The sequence below is a fragment of the Nostoc sp. NMS7 genome (assembly GCF_017115085.1).
In the GTDB taxonomy this organism is placed as follows: Bacteria; Cyanobacteriota; Cyanobacteriia; order Cyanobacteriales; family Nostocaceae; genus Nostoc.
Genome location: NZ_JABXKJ010000244.1, coordinates 40724 through 60292 on the forward strand (window position 1 = coordinate 40724; position 19569 = coordinate 60292).

The 19569-nt window shown below is 42.6% G+C and carries 15 protein-coding genes; 6 read left to right on the plus strand and 9 right to left on the minus strand.

Annotated features, from left to right (window positions below; genetic code table 11):
- Window positions 1-9: 9 nt before the first annotated feature.
- The 4 genes from HWQ38_RS33095 to HWQ38_RS33110 form a co-directional block, all read right to left on the minus strand.
- The gene (locus tag HWQ38_RS33095; protein WP_292802303.1) at window positions 10-2946 is read right to left on the minus strand and encodes a response regulator; all 2937 of its coding nucleotides are present in this window, start codon (window positions 2944-2946) and stop codon (window positions 10-12) included.
- A gap of 325 nt (window positions 2947-3271) precedes the next feature.
- Window positions 3272-5329: a GAF domain-containing protein gene (locus tag HWQ38_RS33100; protein WP_292802306.1), complete on the minus strand. Its 2058-nt coding sequence runs from the start codon at window positions 5327-5329 to the stop codon at window positions 3272-3274.
- Complete coding sequence (locus HWQ38_RS33105; RefSeq protein ID WP_292802309.1) at window positions 5316-5747, minus strand: hypothetical protein; 432 nt, start codon at window positions 5745-5747, stop codon at window positions 5316-5318. Before HWQ38_RS33105 ends, HWQ38_RS33100 begins: the two co-directional genes overlap by 14 nt.
- A 239-nt stretch (window positions 5748-5986) precedes the next feature.
- Complete coding sequence (locus tag HWQ38_RS33110) at window positions 5987-6487, minus strand: fatty acid hydroxylase (protein WP_292802312.1); 501 nt, start codon at window positions 6485-6487, stop codon at window positions 5987-5989.
- A gap of 839 nt (window positions 6488-7326) precedes the next feature.
- On the opposite strand from HWQ38_RS33110, the gene HWQ38_RS33115 reads away from it, so the two are divergent.
- The 3 genes from HWQ38_RS33115 (at window position 7327) to HWQ38_RS33125 (ending at window position 9522) form a co-directional block, all read left to right on the plus strand.
- Complete coding sequence (locus tag HWQ38_RS33115; RefSeq protein ID WP_292802315.1) at window positions 7327-8022, plus strand: haloacid dehalogenase type II; 696 nt, start codon at window positions 7327-7329, stop codon at window positions 8020-8022.
- 452 nt (window positions 8023-8474) lie between these two features.
- Window positions 8475-9344, plus strand: a complete 870-nt coding sequence (locus tag HWQ38_RS33120; protein WP_292802318.1) for a DUF5895 domain-containing protein — start codon at window positions 8475-8477, stop codon at window positions 9342-9344.
- Window positions 9319-9522 (plus strand): hypothetical protein, encoded by a 204-nt coding sequence (locus tag HWQ38_RS33125; RefSeq protein ID WP_292802321.1) that lies wholly within the window; start codon window positions 9319-9321, stop codon window positions 9520-9522. The genes HWQ38_RS33120 and HWQ38_RS33125 overlap by 26 nt, the downstream gene beginning before the upstream one ends.
- Here HWQ38_RS33125 and HWQ38_RS33130 read toward each other — a convergent pair.
- Both HWQ38_RS33130 and HWQ38_RS33135 read right to left on the minus strand, forming a co-directional pair.
- Window positions 9512-10771 carry a murein transglycosylase A gene (locus HWQ38_RS33130; protein WP_292802373.1) on the minus strand — a complete coding sequence of 420 codons (1260 nt, stop codon included), beginning with the start codon at window positions 10769-10771 and terminating at the stop codon, window positions 9512-9514. The two genes, HWQ38_RS33125 and HWQ38_RS33130, sit on opposite strands and share 11 nt — an antisense overlap.
- Window positions 10772-10774: 3 nt before the next feature.
- Window positions 10775-11029 carry a hypothetical protein gene (locus HWQ38_RS33135; RefSeq protein ID WP_292802324.1) on the minus strand — a complete coding sequence of 85 codons (255 nt, stop codon included), beginning with the start codon at window positions 11027-11029 and terminating at the stop codon, window positions 10775-10777.
- A 283-nt stretch (window positions 11030-11312) separates the two neighbouring features.
- On the opposite strand from HWQ38_RS33135, the gene HWQ38_RS33140 reads away from it, so the two are divergent.
- Both HWQ38_RS33140 and HWQ38_RS33145 read left to right on the plus strand, forming a co-directional pair.
- A complete protein-coding gene (locus HWQ38_RS33140) occupies window positions 11313-11564 on the plus strand; it encodes a DUF4278 domain-containing protein (protein ID WP_292802327.1) in 252 nt (83 codons plus the stop codon).
- 243 nt (window positions 11565-11807) lie between these two features.
- Window positions 11808-13187: a serine/threonine-protein kinase gene (locus tag HWQ38_RS33145; RefSeq protein ID WP_292802330.1), complete on the plus strand. Its 1380-nt coding sequence runs from the start codon at window positions 11808-11810 to the stop codon at window positions 13185-13187.
- A 106-nt stretch (window positions 13188-13293) separates the two neighbouring features.
- On the opposite strand, the gene HWQ38_RS33150 is transcribed toward HWQ38_RS33145, so the two are convergent.
- Window positions 13294-14208: a DUF3365 domain-containing protein gene (locus HWQ38_RS33150; RefSeq protein WP_292802333.1), complete on the minus strand. Its 915-nt coding sequence runs from the start codon at window positions 14206-14208 to the stop codon at window positions 13294-13296.
- A 181-nt stretch (window positions 14209-14389) separates the two neighbouring features.
- On the opposite strand from HWQ38_RS33150, the gene HWQ38_RS33155 reads away from it, so the two are divergent.
- Window positions 14390-15244: a PhnD/SsuA/transferrin family substrate-binding protein gene (locus tag HWQ38_RS33155; protein WP_292802335.1), complete on the plus strand. Its 855-nt coding sequence runs from the start codon at window positions 14390-14392 to the stop codon at window positions 15242-15244.
- A 39-nt stretch (window positions 15245-15283) separates the two neighbouring features.
- On the opposite strand, the gene HWQ38_RS33160 is transcribed toward HWQ38_RS33155, so the two are convergent.
- Both HWQ38_RS33160 and HWQ38_RS33165 read right to left on the minus strand, forming a co-directional pair.
- A complete protein-coding gene (locus HWQ38_RS33160; RefSeq protein WP_292802339.1) occupies window positions 15284-16054 on the minus strand; it encodes a hypothetical protein in 771 nt (256 codons plus the stop codon).
- Window positions 16055-16271: 217 nt separating this feature from the next.
- The gene (locus HWQ38_RS33165) at window positions 16272-19010 is read right to left on the minus strand and encodes a GAF domain-containing protein (RefSeq protein WP_292802342.1); all 2739 of its coding nucleotides are present in this window, start codon (window positions 19008-19010) and stop codon (window positions 16272-16274) included.
- Window positions 19011-19569: the final 559 nt, after the last annotated feature.

Here is a 19569-nt window from a genome sequence, read left to right on the forward strand (position 1 = left end):
TAGCAGCGATTACTGATCCGATAGCATAACAAAAAATACATTTTCTAACTTTTTCTCAAACTGTAGGGTTTCCACCAAATCGCTTTCTTCAGAGAAGATAGAATCGATGATGATTATGTCAGGTTTGACTGACCGAACCTTATTGATGCATTCTTGGGGATCGGAGGCTTCAATCACGCTGTATCCCTGAGCTTGCAGTACATCCGATAGGGTTTTTAAAGTGGATTCATTTTTATCTACAATCAATACCTTTTTACTAGAAGTGCCCTGGTAAAGCAATGAGCCAACTTCGTTGAGGAGTTTCTCTGTGTTAATGGGCTTGGTGAGATAGCGATCAATGCCAATTTGGTAGCCCCGTTCTCTGTTTTCAATAATTGACAGAATGATAATCGGAATATCTGCGGTTTGGGGATTATTTTTAAGGACGGCTGCCACGTCGAAGCCGTTGATTTGGGGCATCATTACATCCAAGAGAATCAGATCGGGACGGGCTGTTTTGATTTGATGAATCGCATCCACACCGTCTTTCGCTTCCCGAACGTTGTAACCTTGGTTTTCCAGTTGTTGACGGAGCAATTCTCGAATGTTAACGTCATCATCTACAACCAAAATCATTTTGTGGTTTTGGTTCAGCACAGTGTTTGTGGTGATAACGTGTTCTTTGAGTTGTTTGACTAGCGCATCCAGATTCAGATTAGCAGTAGTTTTTTGATCGCTCTCAGTGGTGGGAATGATGAACGAGAATGTGCTGCCGTTGCCTAGTTCACTCTCAACCCAGATTCTACCGCCGTGATGATCGACGATTTGTTTACAAATGGGCAGTCCTAACCCTGAACCTTTGGGTTTATCAGTGAGGGTGTCCCCAACTTGGCGGAATTTCTCGAACACTTTCGGTTGGTCTTCAGGTGCAATACCAATGCCGGTGTCGATGACACTGATGCAAACACCGTTGTTTTCTCGTTTGATGCGGCAGATGACAGAACCGGATTCAGTGAATTTAACGGCATTGGAAATCAGATTGATTAAAACTTGCAATAGACGGTTGCGATCGCCTACTATCTGAGGCAGTCCAGGTTCAATCTCGCTCACCAATTCCAAGCTATTGGTTTGAAACAACCCGGCGGTGGAATTGGTAGCTAAATCGAGTAATTCGCTGGGATCAATGGGCTGCATCTGCCATTCCACCTTACCTGCTTCCATCTTGGCAATATCTAAGACATCGTTAATCAAATACGTCAGCCGTTCTGCTTCCGACACAATAATATTGAGATTGTCACCCACCCGCTTAATGGTTTTCTGAAGCTTACGATCTTCGGTAGAAAGTAGTGGGAAAACATCGGTTTCCAGCTTTTCTTTAATGATCGACGCAAAACCGAGGACAGAAGTTAGTGGCGTCCGCAACTCGTGGGAAACCGTAGAGATAAAATCGGTTTTCATCTGATCGATCTCTTTCTCAGCCGTAATATCCCGAATCAAGATCACTGAACCTAGCCACCTCGCGGCCTTATCCTTAGACGCTTCTTTGAAGATGTTGGTTGCTAAAGCTTGACCAACCCGGCTTTTTGCTAGATATATCTCAGAGGTGAATATCTCTCGGGATTGTTTGTGGGTCTGCTTTACCAAATCAGCAATTTCAGCTTGAGAAATTTCTTTGCTGTCTTTTCCTTTGAGGTCAATGTCGCCAAGGTGGAACATTTTGAGTAGCGCCGGGTTAAAGCGGGTGATTTGGCCGCTGGTATTAGTTACCAATAACCCATCCGCTAAATTGTCAATAATTGCAGTCAGGTCAGCGAATGTTGCTTGCAGTTCTGTGTCTGCCTGTTGTCGTCGTAAGCGGGATAGGGCTAATAGCCAAGAACCCACCCCAATCAACCCAGTCATAACCAGATAAAACAGCAGGAGTCGCTTAAAAGAACTTTGCGATCGCACATTTAAGATCGCAGGGGGAACATGAGTTAAAATTTTCCAACGGTAAGATTTGGCATCCACCTTCCCTTGACTGGAATCGAAGGCACGGGTCGCCCCCGTACTGGATTGAGCTTTTTGAACTTCCAATAGCGGATACAGGGTTTTGAAAGTGAATAATCCCTCAGCCGTTTGAAACTGTCCCGACTCCGTTGTGGCCATCTGCTGCCAGACTTTCGGGAAGGCTTTTGCAAAGGTCTGGTCTTTGCGGTTTTCGTACATAAAGCCCCACTCATTCTCTGGCTTTGGTCCCTTAAGCCAGTAACCATCAGCATTGAGTAGCAGGATTTCGCCTAAAGTTGTCGAGTTTTCTTTTTGCAGATTCTGGATAAATTTCTCACCTAGATAGTTCAGCACAACGATGCCGCGTTTTTGCCCTTGGGAATCAAATACAGGAGTGCCAAAACGGATCATTGGTTTGAGCGGTTGTTCAATCTTGCCCCGCTCAAAATTTAGATCCAGTGGCGATATAAACACCTCGCCTGATTGCAAGGACAAGGTGTCTTTAAACCAGTAACGCTTTGCTTGGACTTGCAGTTTTTCGTCAGGGACAACGCTGGGCTGACCTTTATTAAAGTTGACTCTGACAATTTCTTTGCCAGTTATGTCAAGAAAGCGAATCTGGTCATAGAGTTGTTTCTGCTGAGATATGGAAAAATACTCTTTAGCGATCGCCTGCCTCAACTCTAGTGTTTCAGTTGTACCCCCAGGTCTGTTGAGCATGGACTGTAGCTCGTTTTCGGTAGCCAAAAACATCAAGTCTGACTTAATTAAATTGAAGTCATTAGCAGCTATTTTGGCTTGAAGGTCAACGTTCCGGGTTTCGTTGATGGAAATTGCGCCCCGTTCAGCTTTACTCTCTACCTGGTGAATGATCAGCAGCACGCCCCCAACCAGGACGGACAGTGGTAAAAAAGTGATCAGGAATTGTTTGAGGATTCCTTGATGACCGATTTTTAAGAATTCAAAGTTTCTGAGCATAAGATAATTCTGTAGGAGTCAAGGTAATTGATAATTGATAATTCATAATTTCAATCAGTACTTGCTCTGTACCCTGTTAATTACGAATTAGAAATTATTTTGAATTTTCAATTCCTTCTCCCAAGGGGAGACGCTGCGCGAACGGCTTGGTGCAGTCACTCATGGGGAGCCACTGCGTTGGACGGGTTCCCCGGCTTAAAGCAAGTGGCATGGAAACCCCCTGTTCCCGCGCTGCTTCACCAAAATCCAAAATTTAAAAGCGTTCGACTGAGCGCTCATGCCGAAGTCTAAAATTCGGTCAGAGGAACCAAAGAAGTTGAAAACGCTAGTGGTCGATGTCGGTTGGGTTAGGACAAATGAACCAGGACAACAAGGTAGCGTAAAGCTTTAACGAAATTGGGTGGCGTTGGAATATCTGGTAAATTTGCTCTGGTGATGCCGCGTCCAGGTTTGGACTCTGCTGTGAAAGTCGTTGAATCAGTTGATTATGGCGGATTAATAGATCAGTTGGTTTGAGCTTTGGAGTTGTTGAGGGAATGAAGCCCTCTGCATCGGGACTGGGGGATGATTCGGTTGTGAAAGAGGCGTAAGCCATCTTCGCCTCAGAGATTCTGAAATTGTGATTTTCAACAGCGTCCACCACTGCACAACTCACTGGAATCTGAATCCAGAATTCTGTCCCTTCACCTAACGCAGAACGGCACTTGAGAAATCCCCGGTGTCTGTTCACAATAATTTGGTAACTGATTGCCATACCCAATCCGGTTCCCTTACCAACTTCTTTCGTGGTAAAGAACGGATCGTAAATGCGTCGGATCACATCCTCCTTCATCCCTGAGCCGTTATCGGCAATGCGAATCACCACAAACTGGTTGTCGAGGACTTCAGTACGAATGGTGATTTGGGGAGATATTTTTTCATGGTTACTGAGCGTAGCCGTTGGCGTGGTCACTGAGCCTTGCCGTTCGCGCAGCGTCTCGTAGAGAAGTGCAGCCTCTGGTAGAGAAGTGTCGCCCATTCCTTCCTCTAGAGCATCAATGGCATTTGCCAGGATGTTCATAAATACCTGATTCAACTGTCCGGGGTAGCATTCAATCAGGGGAAATTTGCCATAGTCTTTAATAATTTCAATTGCCGGGCGACAACCATCTGCTTTCAGGCGATGTTGAAGAATCATCAGCGTTCCGTCGATGCCATCGTGGATGTTAACGGCTTTCATTTCGGCTTCGTCATGGCGGGAGAAGTTTTTCAGAGATTGCACAATTTCCACAATGCGATCAGTGCCCACCTGCATCGAATTCAGCAGTTTGGGGAGATCCTCCAGGATAAATTCCAGATCGATTTTGTCTAGCTCTGATTCCAACTCCGAAGGAAGAACAGGTAGAAATTTCTGATACTCTTGCACCAGATGCAACAAGTCATTGGCGTACTCGGCAACATATTTTAAATTGCCGGAAATAAAGTTAAGCGGGTTGTTGATTTCGTGGGCAACTCCGGCAATGAGTTGCCCGAGACTGGACATTTTTTCGCTTTGGATCAACTGAGTTTGGGCTAATTGCAATTCATGGAGAGCTTGCTGAAGCTTCTGTGTCTGGGCTTTTGCCTGGACAGCTGTTTGAGTGCTATGTTCATAAATTACAGCTTTGTCAATAGCGATCGCAGTTTGAGAGGCAAAGATACTCACAAGTTTCAGGTGTTTAGCCTGGTATGAGTCAGTTTTGGGCGTTCCAATGGCGATCGCTCCCAGTACCCGCTCTTTGGCTCGCAACGGTACACAAATCATGGCGTTAACGTTTTCTTGCCCCTGTAATCGAGGATCGGCTTGCACATCATTGACGAGTTCTGCCCGGTTGGATTGGACAATGTTGCCAATAATTCCCTTATCTGGTTCCGGCTGACTGTGGTCAAAAAATACTCCAAATTCGGCAATGATTTCAAATGCAGTTGCATCTGGACTCAGAAGCAGAATCATCCCCGCAGACGATTCAATTAATTGACTCAATTCCTGAAGCACAAGTTGGGCAATCTGTCGCGTATCTAAACTTGTTGTCAGTTTAGTCGAGATATCCTCAAACAAATCAATTTCCTGATATCGCTCCAGCAATTCTATAGCGAGTTCTTTCTTCTCAGTTTCCTGTTTTGCTACAAACGAGAGCAAAGTCGCAACTAGAGTTGCCTGTTCTCCCCCAACAACCCAACCGATGATTTCTCTTAACACCTCGATTGGATATCGGTTTTCCCCAGTTTGCTCGCCAATGCTAATTAGTTTTGTGCCGTCTACCAGTTCAACATCAATCGCTATGTTGAGCTGATAAACTAAGTTATGAAGGATAGATGGCAACTCTTTTTTGTTGAGAATCTTTCTGAGGCTAACTGCGGGCATGAAACACCTCATCTAGAGCAGATTGCAAATTTACGACAATCAAGCCAACTGGGTTATTACAGCTATTTCCAGGTAAATACACTCGCGGGGTAGGGTACAGCAATGCTGTACCCCTACAAGATATATGGTTCAAATAAATCAAAACTGCTGTAATTTTATCTGCCACCTCTGCCGCTAAGTTTCCCAAGACGGACATTTTCTCACTTTCTACCAGTTGCGCGATCGCGTAGCGCGTTGCCCTGAGCCCTTCGACAAGCTCAGGGTAACACTTGTCGTTCGCGCAGTGTCTCGTAGAGAAGGGTCTCCAAGAGTTGCCTACACTGTATTGCAACCTCCTGCCTTCTTCACCGTAGCTATCCGTACCCCTTTGGATCAGCAAGCTACGCCCAGCATCTCCAGAAAAGAAAGGAATTGTCATAAAAATCTAGTAATATAATAATTTACTAATTAAGATTAGTTTTCCCAAAAACATTGACGATATAACAGCGAAGTTGATCGGTAGCAAATACCTTTAAAATCCGTACCAGAGGTGTACTTAGCTCTGTGTAAGTCACTGACAAATAAAGTAGGAAAATCAGCTGCGATACCTTCGGTAAGCTTCGCTAACGTAGCTGATTTTCCTACTTTTAAAAGTATTTAGGTAAGCGGTAGCTTCAGTTAGATCCGAGAGTAGCGAAAACGAAGTCTGAGTAACCGAAGCCAGCGTAACCAGATTTGTGCAGGTTGTTCAAAAAAGGTGAAAATGTCACCGAAACCCAAATTAGTTTTGTGATGGTGTAACCAGTGTCTCTCAGGAGTCGTAATAAATAAAATTTGGCATAAAATATTTACAGGCTTTGGAGTTTGCCAACCCAGTACACTTATGTGTCTCCACCATACATGAAACTGACCAAGCAGTAATCCAGAGATCACGCCAATGGGAGAGAAAGGCCACAAGACTACTGCTATGAGTACATAAGGCAAAGCTCCCAAGATACCATCTAAAAGAACCTGGGGATTAAAAGTCAAAATAGCGTAGTGGCGAAAGTCCTTCTTCCAGGAGTGGTGCGTTTTTAAATGAAGGCTACCAAAAACGTGCTCGGGTACATGGTAAATGAATGTAGATACAAAATCGCCAAAAAACAGTAATAACCAAGCAACAGCGATCGCCTCAAGCATTTCTACTCCTCAAGTAAGTTAAGAAAACTCCACAGAAAATAGCCAAATGTCATGCTGTCGGCGTAAACACCTGGTTTTCCGCTATCCAAGCAGCACCTGTGCGTCTCATCGGTCTACGCTCCAGTTAATTTTGCTCAGAGTATATGTAATTGGGTCACTTGCAGTTTCATAAATCTCCAATCCTTAATGCAGTCAACACCAACTCGTAATAACCTCCAATTTGACTTCTGACTCTGAGCTAATGGTAGCAATACATCTAAAACCCGATAATAATACAGTATTTTGCTATAGTTACTACACAATCTTCTTACTAAGACATACAGCGTAAGCAAAGGTTGAGTTAAAGTTAGTACAAATTTAGGTTAAGAGTTTCTTAAACATTGTTAATTGTGAATTGATTGCAATTAAGCTTCAATTATGAATCTAATCAGAACGATATAAATAGACATTGCACCAATATAATCTTGGTTGTCGAGGTAAAGAAAGCGAGTTTATAATCAATTTGAGATATGGCAAAATTTGGATTATCTAGAATTAACTAAATGCCATAATAGTCGGCTATCAATTAACAATTCATGGGTAGGGATCGACGCAATCAGAGGAAGCCACAGTGACGCTGAGAATCAATAGACTTCTTGTATAAATCAAAAAAAGAACCCCACCCTGCCTTTGACTTACGTCAAAGTCTTCCCTAAAAGCAGGCGGGGAGGGGGAAAATTCAAAGGCTCTTTCCTTTTAGGAGAGAGATTTTCCATATCAGATGAAAAGTCAGTTAGGTTCACCCCTCTTTTGATTTATGAAAACTGAACACAATTAATCAAGCTATAGAGTATAAAAATATGATTAACTTTCATCACTACAAGGCTTTAACTTTCGATTGTTACGGAACCCTAATTGATTGGGAGAACGGCATCTTCGGGGTACTAAAGCCACTTCTGCTGGCACATAACACTAATTTGGATGACGAGCAAATTCTGAAACTTTTTACTGAATTTGAAGCTGAACTGGAAAAAGGAGAATATATCAAATATCGAGAAGTTTTGAACAGAGTAGTCCAGAAATTTGGTGAACGATTCGGCTTTGACCCAACTGCTGAGGAACTAAATTCACTTGCTGATTCGATTCAACATTGGCTGCCTTTTCCCGATACAGTTGAAGCACTTAGAGCTTTAAAGCAAAAGTTTAAACTGGTAATTATCTCAAACGTAGATGACGATCTCTTTGCTTTCTCGGCAAAGCACTTGGAGGTAGAATTTGACCAGATAATCACAGCAGAACAGGCAAAAAGCTACAAACCCTCCTTAAACAACTTCAGAGTGGCTATTGAGAGAATTGATTTGCCGCTAGAGCAGATATTACACGTTGCTGCTAGTCTATATCACGATATCGTTACAGCCAAATCTCTGGGACTATTAACAGTCTGGGTAAACCGTCGCGGAGATCAAAAAGGACTTAATACCACAGGTTCAGCAGTAAGTCAACCTGACTTAGAAGTGCCTGATTTAAAGACTCTCGCAACTTTGAGTTTAAATTAGTTTGCTGATCTTAATTTAATTAGGACTTACGCAAAACTACACGCCCTCCGGGGCAATTCATGTAGCTTTAGCTGACCGCAGGGTATTGCCCTAAGAAGAAAATCATTCTTTTCGGCTATTGTTTGCGTAAGTCTTGTTAATCACGGGAGAAACAAAAAGTATTCATAACCTCGTTTTGCGTTGCTTTCCCGCCCTGCAATAAATTGCGGGCTAATAGCTAAAGTGCGTTGAAACGCACTGAAATTAAAGAAATTAAGGATGCCAAAGTGAAAATCTGTTGTTAAAAAACGAAACAGGGATTGCAAGATAGATTGATTCTGCTTTACTCTGGAAAAACTACTACCCGAGTTTGAGTTCTTAAACTTTGGGAACCACAGCACATAAGTGGCTCTCCTTTCCTCAGCACCCAGCCGATAAACTTGTTCAATAAAACACTTTGATAGCCTAAAACGATGAAAGCATCTGCTAATTTCGACTTTGAAGACGATAAATTTAATGCGCCGCCTTCTCAAGTCATCCCCTGGTGTCAGATGATTAATCCTCGGTATGGCACAGATGGTATACAATCTCACGGTTTGGCAATTAAGGTAGATAATGCCAATGCTGTCGGCTTTGTGCCAGATGAGAATTGGCAGCAAGTGGAGCATGAATTTAGCTCTGGAGTCGAAACCGTCTTTATTACCACTACTCCACGCTTGGTTATGGTGCGTCGGGGGCCATTGTCTGTCAAAGACCGGGAAAGTGGTCTAAAACTGGGTACGCTCAAAGAGAATTATGATGCTTTTTTAGCAGACAAACTTAAATTTAAAACCTTTACTCGCTATCTAATTTTTATAGTGGGAGAGAATAAAAAGTTTTTACATGAATCACCACTACAACTAACTCTTAATGGTGCCGCCGGAGCGAGTTTCAGCAAAACTTACTGCGAATATCAACAAGGCAAAGTAGTTAGTGGATTCGTCGCTGAACTAGAAAAAGCTTATGCTGTTTACCGCAAGCAACCTTTGACACCAAAAGGGCCTTTGTTCCACGCTCACGGGATTTTTTGCCCGATAATTGAGTCTGAAGAAAGAGGTATTGAACCAAATACAGTTCTGGTAGCTTCAACTGTAGACTACAAACATCCGACGGTAGGCACTTTAACAGAATATTTAATTGCTTCGGATTCTCTTGAGTCTGCAATGATTTGCAAGACTTTTGAAGAATACAAAGATTTTGGCAAGGAACCTGTAAAATCAGAAACGCCTAAATTGGCAATGGCGGGAGTTTCCAACTCTTACGTTTATGCTGATGAAGATGATTTTGCTTATCCGCCGTATTAGGTGGGAGTGGGGAGACAAGGGAGACAAGGGAGACAAGGGAGACAAGGGAGACAAGGGGAATAACCCATGCCTCATGCCCAATACTTCTCTACGAGAGGCTGCGCCAACGGCTTCTCTACCAGACGCTGTTCGCGTTCGCTCAGTACAAGTGCCCAATGCCCCAATACCTATTCTTTGAGCAGCAAATAATATAATGAACCATTGCCGCCTGTGATGCCAGCGCGATCGCCTGCTAGTTTCCCAGACCCCATGAAATAATCCACCCGACCCGGGCCTTTGATGGCGCTTCCTGTATCCTGGTCAAGCACAAAGCGGCTAACAGTACGATTCTCTAGTTTGCCACGACTGGTTAAATAGGGAAATGAGTTGTAAATCAGCGCTAGCGCTCCGGGTGGCATGAGAGATTTATCTGTGGCAATGGAACGTTCTGCTGTCACTGGCACATGAATACTACCAGCAGCTCCGGTACCACCAGTTTCCTCGAAGAAAACAAATCGTTCCCAGCGTGGTAAATAATTGTTTAACTCCTGCGGGTATCGCCGGAAGTAAGCAATCATTCGTGGTAGCGTCAATCCATTCAGTGGAAGTTTGCCATCTTTCGCTAGTTCTTTGCCGATACTAGTCCAAGGGTAATCAGTTCCACCTGCATAGCCGATTGACGTTGTTTTGCCATTAGTTAACTTAATTTGGGCAGAACCTTGGATATGTACCATGTATGCGTCAAGGCGATCGCGGAACCAAAGCAGTTCTAAACCGCGCAACTTGCTCTTATTCCCTTGTAAACCATCCTTCCCTTCCAAATCAATTCGTTTTGGGTGGGGTTTAGGCCATTGGCTAAAATCAGGTGGTAGCCGATAAAGGGGATACTTATATATTGAGGTCCTGACACGGCTAGCAGTATAAACAGGTTCGTAGTAAGCAGTGAACTTAACAGTACCCTTGCCATCGTTGCCCACGGATTGGTAAAAGACAAACTCACGGCGGACATCGGCTTGTAGTTGGGCTGCTGACTTAGAACTAACAACCAGTTGGCGGAAACGTAGCAAACTTCGGCGGACGCGATCAAGGGTGATTTCCTTAACTGGATAATTTTGATATGCTGCGATCGCCTCACTCTTTGTTAGGTAAAGCAGACTGTTGTCAATGGAAGCCAACAACGCATTGCGATCACCTGTTTTACCTATTTGACCCCAAATTTGGTCATCCCAACCCAAACAAGTCGGCCGGAGCGTACAATCGGTTCTGATAGTGATTGGTTTTAGCGGTGGCGTTAACTCAGGAGTGCTTGGTACTGGCAGAGGTGGGAAACCAGGAGTTATGGGTACTGGTAACGGCAGAAAGTTAGGAACCTGAGCAACAGCCGCCCAGAGAGGGTTGATAAAGGCAATTCCCAGACTCAAGGAAAGCAAAGTAAGGGTTTTTCTGATCATTTAATTGAATCTTTCAACACTGGAACTAAAAATGGGTTCTACCCGGATTGCCACGATCCGAGAGGGTCTTACTACCATATACTCACCTTGAATATTTTTGATCGGGACGCTAATAAAGTCATTAGAAGCAGACTTTGGCACAAGTTCGCCGCTATACCACTTCTGAAACTCTTGAATAGTCGGAAAACGTACTTCTTCCCGGTGGCCGCTTTCCAGTAGGAGGAATACGGCATATTCATTTGCAGTTCTAGTCATCAGGTTGAACCATTAAAAAAACATTCAACCCATTGTTAACCACGTAACCCCGGAATGAAAAGGGTAAGCATACGGGAGGTAGGGAGGAAAGGGGCAAGAGGGAATAAATGACAATGACTAATACCCAATACCCAATGCCCAATGACTCTTGACTCTAGACGGCTAATTTTTTACCCTGTTCCTTAAAAAGTGTAAGTTTATATTAGCTCTTGCATAACTCTCCAATTAAGCTCTGATAAATCATTGGCATTGTTGAACAACAGTTATTCAGGAGGCGAAAATTATGAAACTTTTCTATCGTGGTCTCAACTACGAATACGACCGAAGCAAGCTTGCCAGCAAAAAAACAGAACAGCCGTTTGAGCCAATTCCTCAACTTGGGCTAGCTTATAATCTGATATCCCGTGCCGTTAACTATCCTGTTGAACCGAATTCTAAATCGCCGGAAGTTCCTCTACCACCAGTAGCCTATAAATTGAGCTTTAGGGGAATCACCTATTTTCTAAATAAAACTGCACAAGGGGAGTTACCGTAGTCTCTCAACCAGCAAGTACTTCAAAAATTGGGGCACTGCCGATTTCTGAGGAATTATTAAAGCTTGAACAAACAATAATATGGCAGCAAGCCGATCTGGAGTCTAGGGAGTCACAAACTTGTAGTACAATCCTCAAAAAACCTTGAAATTTCAGCACTACCTACCTACTTTCTTTCTCAACAAACCTTGCCAAAGCTGGTAGTTGTGCCAAGATGAATTTGAGGACTTAAGGCTTGTGACACAATGTTAGGACAGTTATTAGACGGACGTTATCAAGTTGTCCAGGTCTTAGGTAAAGGTGGATTCGGTCAAACCTACATAGCCCAAGATACCCATCGCCCAGGTTTCCCGAAATGCGTTGTCAAACACCTTAAGCCCGTTACTCGTAGCCCTGAATTTCTCGAAATTGCTAGACGACTATTTAACAGTGAGGCAGAAACACTAGAACAACTGGGCAACCATGACCAGATTCCTCGGCTTTTAGCCTATTTTGAAAGCAACCAAGAGTTCTTATTGGTGCAAGAATTCATTGAAGGGCATACTCTGAAAGCGGAACTGTTCCCCAATCAACCTTGGACAGAAGAGAAAGTAATTCAACTGCTCCAACAGGTGTTGGGTATTCTACAATTTATTCACAGCCACAATGTTATCCATCGAGATATCAAGCCGGACAATATAATCAGGCGACAACAAGACGGCAAGTTAGTGCTGATTGACTTTGGCGCAGTTAAACAAGTCCAAACGCAACTGCTTACAGTTGCAGGGCACACGGGGGCTACTATTATCATTGGCACCCCAGGATATATGTCTACAGAACAGGGGCAAGGTAAGCCCCGCCCCAACAGCGATATTTATTCCTTGGGGATTATTGGTATTCAATCGCTGACAGGGTTACATCCGATAAACTTTCAGGAAGACCCAGATACAGGAGAAATTTCTTGGCAGCACCAAGCTAACGTCAGTTCTGGGTTGGCATCTGTGCTATCTAAGATGGTGCTACATCACTTCAAACAGCGCTATCAGTCTGCGGCTGAAGTTCTACAGGCGCTTAAGCATCTGGATACTAAAGTAGAAGCACAATTAACTCAACCACCATCTTTTATACAACCGCCTCAAGCTTCACTTTCTCAACAAAACTCAATTGGATATTCGTCTGCTTGTATCCTGTCTCCAGAAAATTACAGTCGGCTGGAAACAATTCTCTTAGAATTTGTCGGCCCCGTTGCCTCAAGATTACTACGACAAGTTGCAGCATCAGCGCCCAACCGCGAAGAATTAATTAGTCAATTGGCCGTTCATCTTCGAGGAAATCAACAAATTGATTTTAAGAAGAAAACAATGTTTGTACTAGAGAAATCTACTCTATTCCAGGAAGTTACTGTTAAATCTGAAACTAAGTCAAATAATTTACCAAGCCCAGAACTTCAAGTAATCAGCGATAGCTTTGTGCATCAGTGCGAGCGGGAATTGGCTGATTTAATTGGGCCAATAGCTAAGTTCTTAGTCCAAAAAGCTGTGAGGTCTTCTGGACAAATTTCTCGTGCAGAATTTGTGAAAGTTTTAGCATCACAAATTCCCGATCCTCAAAAAGCTTTGCAATTTCAGCAGCGCCTACTCTCTTAATTTTTTCACTCATACAAATTTTGCAAAAAATGCAACACATGCGTAAGTTGTGTTTAGCTTGACTCTTTCATAATCCAAAATCTAAAATCTAAAATCCAAAATGGTGTTAGTCCTGGCTATTCAGCATCTCCAAAGCTATTTTTAAGCTAGATTTCATCCGATTAAATGCTTCTGCTAACCCGCCAATTTCATCATTAGAGCTTTCTTCAAAATCTGCGCTCATATCACCAACACTAACTTTTTGGGCGATTTTTTCTATTTTTCTGATGCGCTGAATCACATATTTTTTGATTAAGAAGTTAATTAAGAATACTATGCTCGCAAAGATAGTAACTAAAACTCCCATTATCAATGTCCAAGTCCGTTTGGCATTGGCAAAAATCTCTTGGGAAGGAACAGAGATTATTTGGGCAGAAACAATCTGATTGAGTTGCCAGCCAAAACCATTTTCCGATCCATAAGTTACCAACTGACTCTTAGGAGCCTGATCTGGTGTAGAATGACATCGCAAGCATTCCGCTTGTGTAATCTTTAGTGGTTGTGCAATATAAAATACTTCGCCTTGTGACAAGTTACGAAACCCTGTAATTTCTAGAGTCTTGGAGTCGTTGCGAAAACGCTCTACAAGTTGAGTTTCAAAATTATCAGCTTTATCAGCTAAATTAGTTGGATTAAGTGTTGCATCCTTATGAAAAAAGTTTTTATATTCAGGCTTTTTCCGAAAATTTTCAAAAACCTCTTTAGAGGAAAAATTTGGTACTACTTCGGGTATGAACGTTGGATTAGTATCTACTCTAGGTTCTAATAGGGGATTTATACGATCTTGTGTATAATCTCTAACTGCGTTCACCATTTGGATGAGAATCTGCGCTTGAGAAGCTACTTCATTTTGCGCTCTCCCCTGAAGTACACTGGATAAGGCAACGCCACTCCCCACAATACTGACTATGAAAACTAATATTAAAAGGAAGTTAAATTTAGCACCTATTTTTAAGTTTTTTAACGTAATGTTGCTTAACATAACCTAACCAACGAAGGTGGTATCTGAGTTTCTCTAATATTTATTTATACCTGTTAGAAAGCATCTCAACAATATTTAAATAAATATTAATGTTTTGCTGCAACATAACCTATTTAGGCAGCAGTCAAACTTATCTAAATTAGCCCTGAAAGCCAAGTTATTTTCTTAACCATAATTAGTAATGTTTTTGCGATTTTCCCGTCGTTTCTTTCTGTTTAATCTGTTAGGTTTGACATTTGCTGCCTGCCAATCACCAAAGGAGTTTGAGGGCACGTTAACTGTTGGTGTAATTAACTATGGTGGAGGTGAACAGATAATTAACCAATATGCTAAATTCAATAGTTACTTGGGTGAAAAGACAAATGCATATATTCAGCTAGAGCCTGTTTTTAATGAAAATAGAGCGGTTGAGCGTCTTCAGGCTCGTGCTTGGTCATTGGTATTTGCTCCACCGGGTTTAGCGGCTATTGCGATCGCACGCTACCAATATGTTCCTCTGTTTCCTTTAATAGGTATTAATAATTTACGTTCAATTTTCGTTGTTCGCAAAGACAATCCCATAACTAACTTGAAACAACTAGAAGGTCAAATAGTCGCTTTAGGGCAGTTAGGTTCAGCAACAGGATATTATTTTCCACTTTACAATCTTTATGGTACAACACTGGCAGAAATAGTCTTTGCACCCACACCCAAAGCCGCGCTGCAATTGGTAGCTGAAGGAAAAGCGATCGCTTGTGCTGTCTCGGAGGCTGAATTAAGTCTCTACGGTTCACAGTTAGACCCAACCGAATTCCGCATACTATTTAAAGACCCTCACTATGTACCATTAGGTGTAGTCTTAATTGGGCCTAATGTAGAACGTAATCGTCAAGAGTTTATCCACAAAGTGATGAGTGATTCGCCTTCAGGTTTAGCTCAAGAAGTGGGGTATGTACCCAATGGACAAGTACCAGATTATAAATACATGATTTCTCTGGTTGATCGAGTAAGCTCGATTAGTTCCAAGCTGGAAAAAAAGCCTGTTCGTTTATTTTAAGTTTGAGCATTTGTCATTCCCCACTCCCGATCATCTTGCTCAAAAAAACAATTTGAATCGTGCTAACTGATTTTCAATGGTTCCTGTGAGAATTTGATTCAGTTCTGTGGTGTCTTGGAATTGCAAAATTTGCTGTGTCGGTAAGTCGAAGGGAAATTGCCCTTCAAAGTCGGGGCGTTGCATATGCGCTAATAGAATCTGTTCAGATCGTTTACTTTGGATGGCATAGCCAATCTCAATACAGACATTCGGACTCGGAATTAGTTGAGGGGTTTCTTTAGCATCAATGCTAGCAATGGGCGTGGTGTCAGCGATAAACAACAAACTCTTACGGATTTTTCGCATGATCGTGCGGTTAATTCGGACAGTAGCACCAGTGGGACGAGAGGATTCTACTAATGTTAGGGGAAGGCGCGATCGCAAGTTTAAACTATCTAAACTTTTTCGCAGTTCTTCTCTGAGAATATTCGTCGCTGCGGCATACTCAGTTTGATAGGATAAAAAAATCGTTGGTTCTAACTGAGCCAACACCGCCTGTTTGGTGAAATAAATTTCATGACTAATTAAGTCAATGTTAGCGACGCAATAGCCACCACTACCTTCAATATAAAATTCAATATTTTCCCCTTCCAGATAGCGCCCAAACCAAGTTGATTTGTTAACTTCGTCACTTTCTTCTAAAAAGTCTGCTCGCAAGCCTGATTTGAGCAGGCTTTTTTTGCTTAAGCGAATGTCTGGCGGACGTTTTTCCAGTTCTGGAATCGGCTCGTAATCTTGTAGATACCACGCTCTCAGCGCAATAATTGACATAAGGCGCTATTTAAACTCTTTCTCCCTATTCTACTTCGTATAATCTTACACCTAGAGGAGTCTCTATTTCAGACTTTTCTTTAAACAGCCAAACTTTTCAAATCATCAAAGCCGGAAACGGCCTATTTTGTTAAAAGCATACCATGATTAATTTGTACACTAGCGGGTGAGCCAAATCAACCTCACACTCAAAGCCGCAGGATGGAGCATCATCTACTTAACTATTTTGGCTGGAGGTTTTGGTGGGAATCTCAATCCAAAACTCTGTACCTTGGCCAGGTTCGGAAATGCACTCCATTGTTCCACCATGTTTTTCGACAATAATCTGATAGCTAATTGACAGTCCCAGTCCTGTACCCTTACCCACAGGTTTAGTAGTGTAAAACGGGTCAAAAATTCGCTTTTTCACCTCTTCAGTCATTCCAGATCCATTGTCACTAATACGAATCAACAGACGAGAGTTGTCTGCTGAGATTCTAGTAGAGATGTGGATAGTGGGCACTTGGCATGGGTTATCCCCCTTGTCCCCCATGTCCCCCTTCTCTTCGGTTCCCATTCGCAGGGCATCTATGGCATTGCTGAGAATATTCATGAATACCTGATTCATTTGGCCAGCATAGCATTGCACCCCTGGTATGTTGCCATATTCTTTGATTACCTTAATGTCGGGAAATTCCGCATTTGCTTTCAGCTGATGTTGCAAAATTAATAAGGTGTTGTCAATGCCTTCATGTATGTCAACGCGCTTGTTTTCAGCCTCATCTAAGCGAGAAAAATTGCGTAATGACAGCACTATTGAGCGAATGCGATCGGTTCCTACTTGCATTGAGGTGATGATTTTCGGCAGGTCTTCTACCAAAAATTCAAAGTCCATTACTTTGATCGCAGTTCTAATTTCACTATGGGGATGGGGATAGTGTAGCTGGTAGAGACTTAAAATTTCTAGCAGTAGTTCGATGTAGTCACTGGCGTGGCACAGGTTCCCGTAGATAAAGTTAATGGGGTTGTTGATTTCGTGGGCGACACCCGCCACCAACTGTCCTAAGCTGGACATTTTTTCGGTCTGAATCAATTTTGACTGTGTTTCTTGGAGTTGATGTAGGGTATGCTCTAACTGGGCAGCTTGATTTCTGGCTTCAGTTTCGGCATTAGAGGTTTGTTCGTAGAGTTGTGCTTGTTGAAGGGCGATCGCTGCCTGATCTGCTAACTGTTCCAATAAATCAATTTCTGCATCCTGCCAATTTCTGGGAGCATCACACTGATGGGCAATTATTAAGCCCCATAGTTCCAGACCGATATTAATCGGAACTATTAAGTTTGCTTGCACTTGCAGACTTTGCAAAAACTCTCGATGACAATCATTTAAAGAAGCGGTTGAAACGTTGTTAATTGTCCGTACCGTGCCCTGAAAGGATAGACGCGTATACTCATCAGGCAAACATTCTGCTGGTGCATTCAATCCCAAAACAGACTGCCAATTGCCATTAATCTCTTCCACAATCACTGATTTACTCTTCAGTTCAAAAATCAGGACTCGGTCTGAATTTAGCAGGGGACGGACTTCCCGAACGATGGATTGCAGGGTTGTCTGCAAGTCTAATGTGCGGCGAATCTGCTCTGTAACTTGCTTGAGTACTTTGGTAGTCAGTAATGATTTTTCGAGTTCAGCAGTTTGCTCTTGCACCCGCAATTCTAAGTTGACATTCTGGGATTCTACCTGTTTATACATTTTGTACTGCTCAATTGCCATTGAGAAATGCTCGGATAAAGCTTGTGCTAATAAGATTTCTTCCGGTTTCCACTCAGCTGATAGCCCCTTTTTTTTCTCCCGCCAAAGCTCAAAGGAAAGCTGGGGTAACAGTTGTCGCTGATTTTCTTCACATCGTCCCGCCCACAAGATTTCTGTTTCAAATTCCGGGCGAAAAATGCTTAATACACCAATAAACTTTTCGCGGTAATGTAGGGGAATCAACATGAGTCCGCGAATTTGAGTAGAACGGAACGCTAAAGCCAAAACTCGCAAACGTGCTTCTTTGTAGAGGTCATCGGTTGCCCAAATATTACTTTGTTTACACTCAGCCATCCAGTTTTGCCATACCAGATGCTGTTCCAGAATACTGTTATTTCCCTCATAGGGGAGTATCGGCTGGTCGCCCCAAGTGTATAGTTCCCGATTTTGTTCAATGTAAAGCCTGCCACCTACTGCACCCAAGGCAGTAATAACTTCTTCTAACGCTTTCTGCAATTGGATGGTCGGTAGTTTATGCAATAGTGTGCTAACTCGGTTAATAGTAGCTTCTCGCTGTTGCTTGGCGATCGCTTGGGTGAGTAGATTACTTTGAGCGATCGCGATTGCTACTTGGTCAGTAACTTCCTGCAATACTTTAAGTTCCCCCTTCAAAATCTCTCGCGGTTGACTGTGGTGAGATACCAACAATCCCCACAATTTAGGCTTTGCCGATGGTTCTTGGAGGTCGGAATGTAAAATTGGCACTACCAACGAAGACTGCACGCCCATTGCCTTGAGATATTGAATATGGCACTGGTCTACCTGCCGATAGTGGATATTAGTTTGTAGACGTTTGCCAGTTTCTTTTGACTGTAGAGGTGATAGCCCGATCTTCCCGTTTGGCACATCCACAATCGAACGTTGCCCCACTAACAAAAACATCTCTCTGGCGGCTTCTGGAATATCATCAGTTGGAAAGCGCTGTCCCAATAAGGATGGCAGACGTTGCTGATCAATAGATTCAGCAATGACTTCACCACTACCATCAGCACCAAAGCGATACACTTTCACCCGATCTGCATCCAAAAATAAACGCACTTGGCTAACGGTAGTCGTTAATATCTCTTGGAGATCGAGCGATCGCCTGATCTGTGTTGTCATCTTGTGCAGTAAACTTTCTTGGTCTAAGCTTTGCTGCAACTTGTTTGGTTTATCGGTAATTGTCATTGTTTGTATGCAGGAGGACGAAGTATAATTTTATTTGTAATTGTCAGTGCCTTGGTTTTCATCCCATTTCCCAAAATTCCTCCTACAAATGCGTTACTAGGGGCCAACATCTGTTGCAAATATTTTTGGAAAGGGATTAGAGGATATTTGATAATTATCAGAGATTTTCCTTGGTCGCCGTAGCTCCAGAAAGTTGATTTAGCAGAAGTTAAAACCCTTTAGTAAGTAGATGACCAAATACTTTCCAAAGATCCTCTCAAGTCTAAAATTCATAAAATCTTAATCAGAGACACCCATTAATTTTATATTCTCAATCATCAAACTATTTCAGTGATATCACTCAATTGACTACTTTATGATTACTTTAAAATAAGAATATGTTGTGAGCATTTTTGCTTCTTGATTCAATTAATTATAGCTTTTCCTAATACGAATCAGGTAGAGCCTAACCTCACCGCGATAAAGCTGTGCTTTATCGCGGTTTTCGATTGCGTGAGGTACAGTTTTGACCTCTCTCCTTTTAGAAGAGAGGCTTTGAATTTTCCGCGTCTAATTGCTG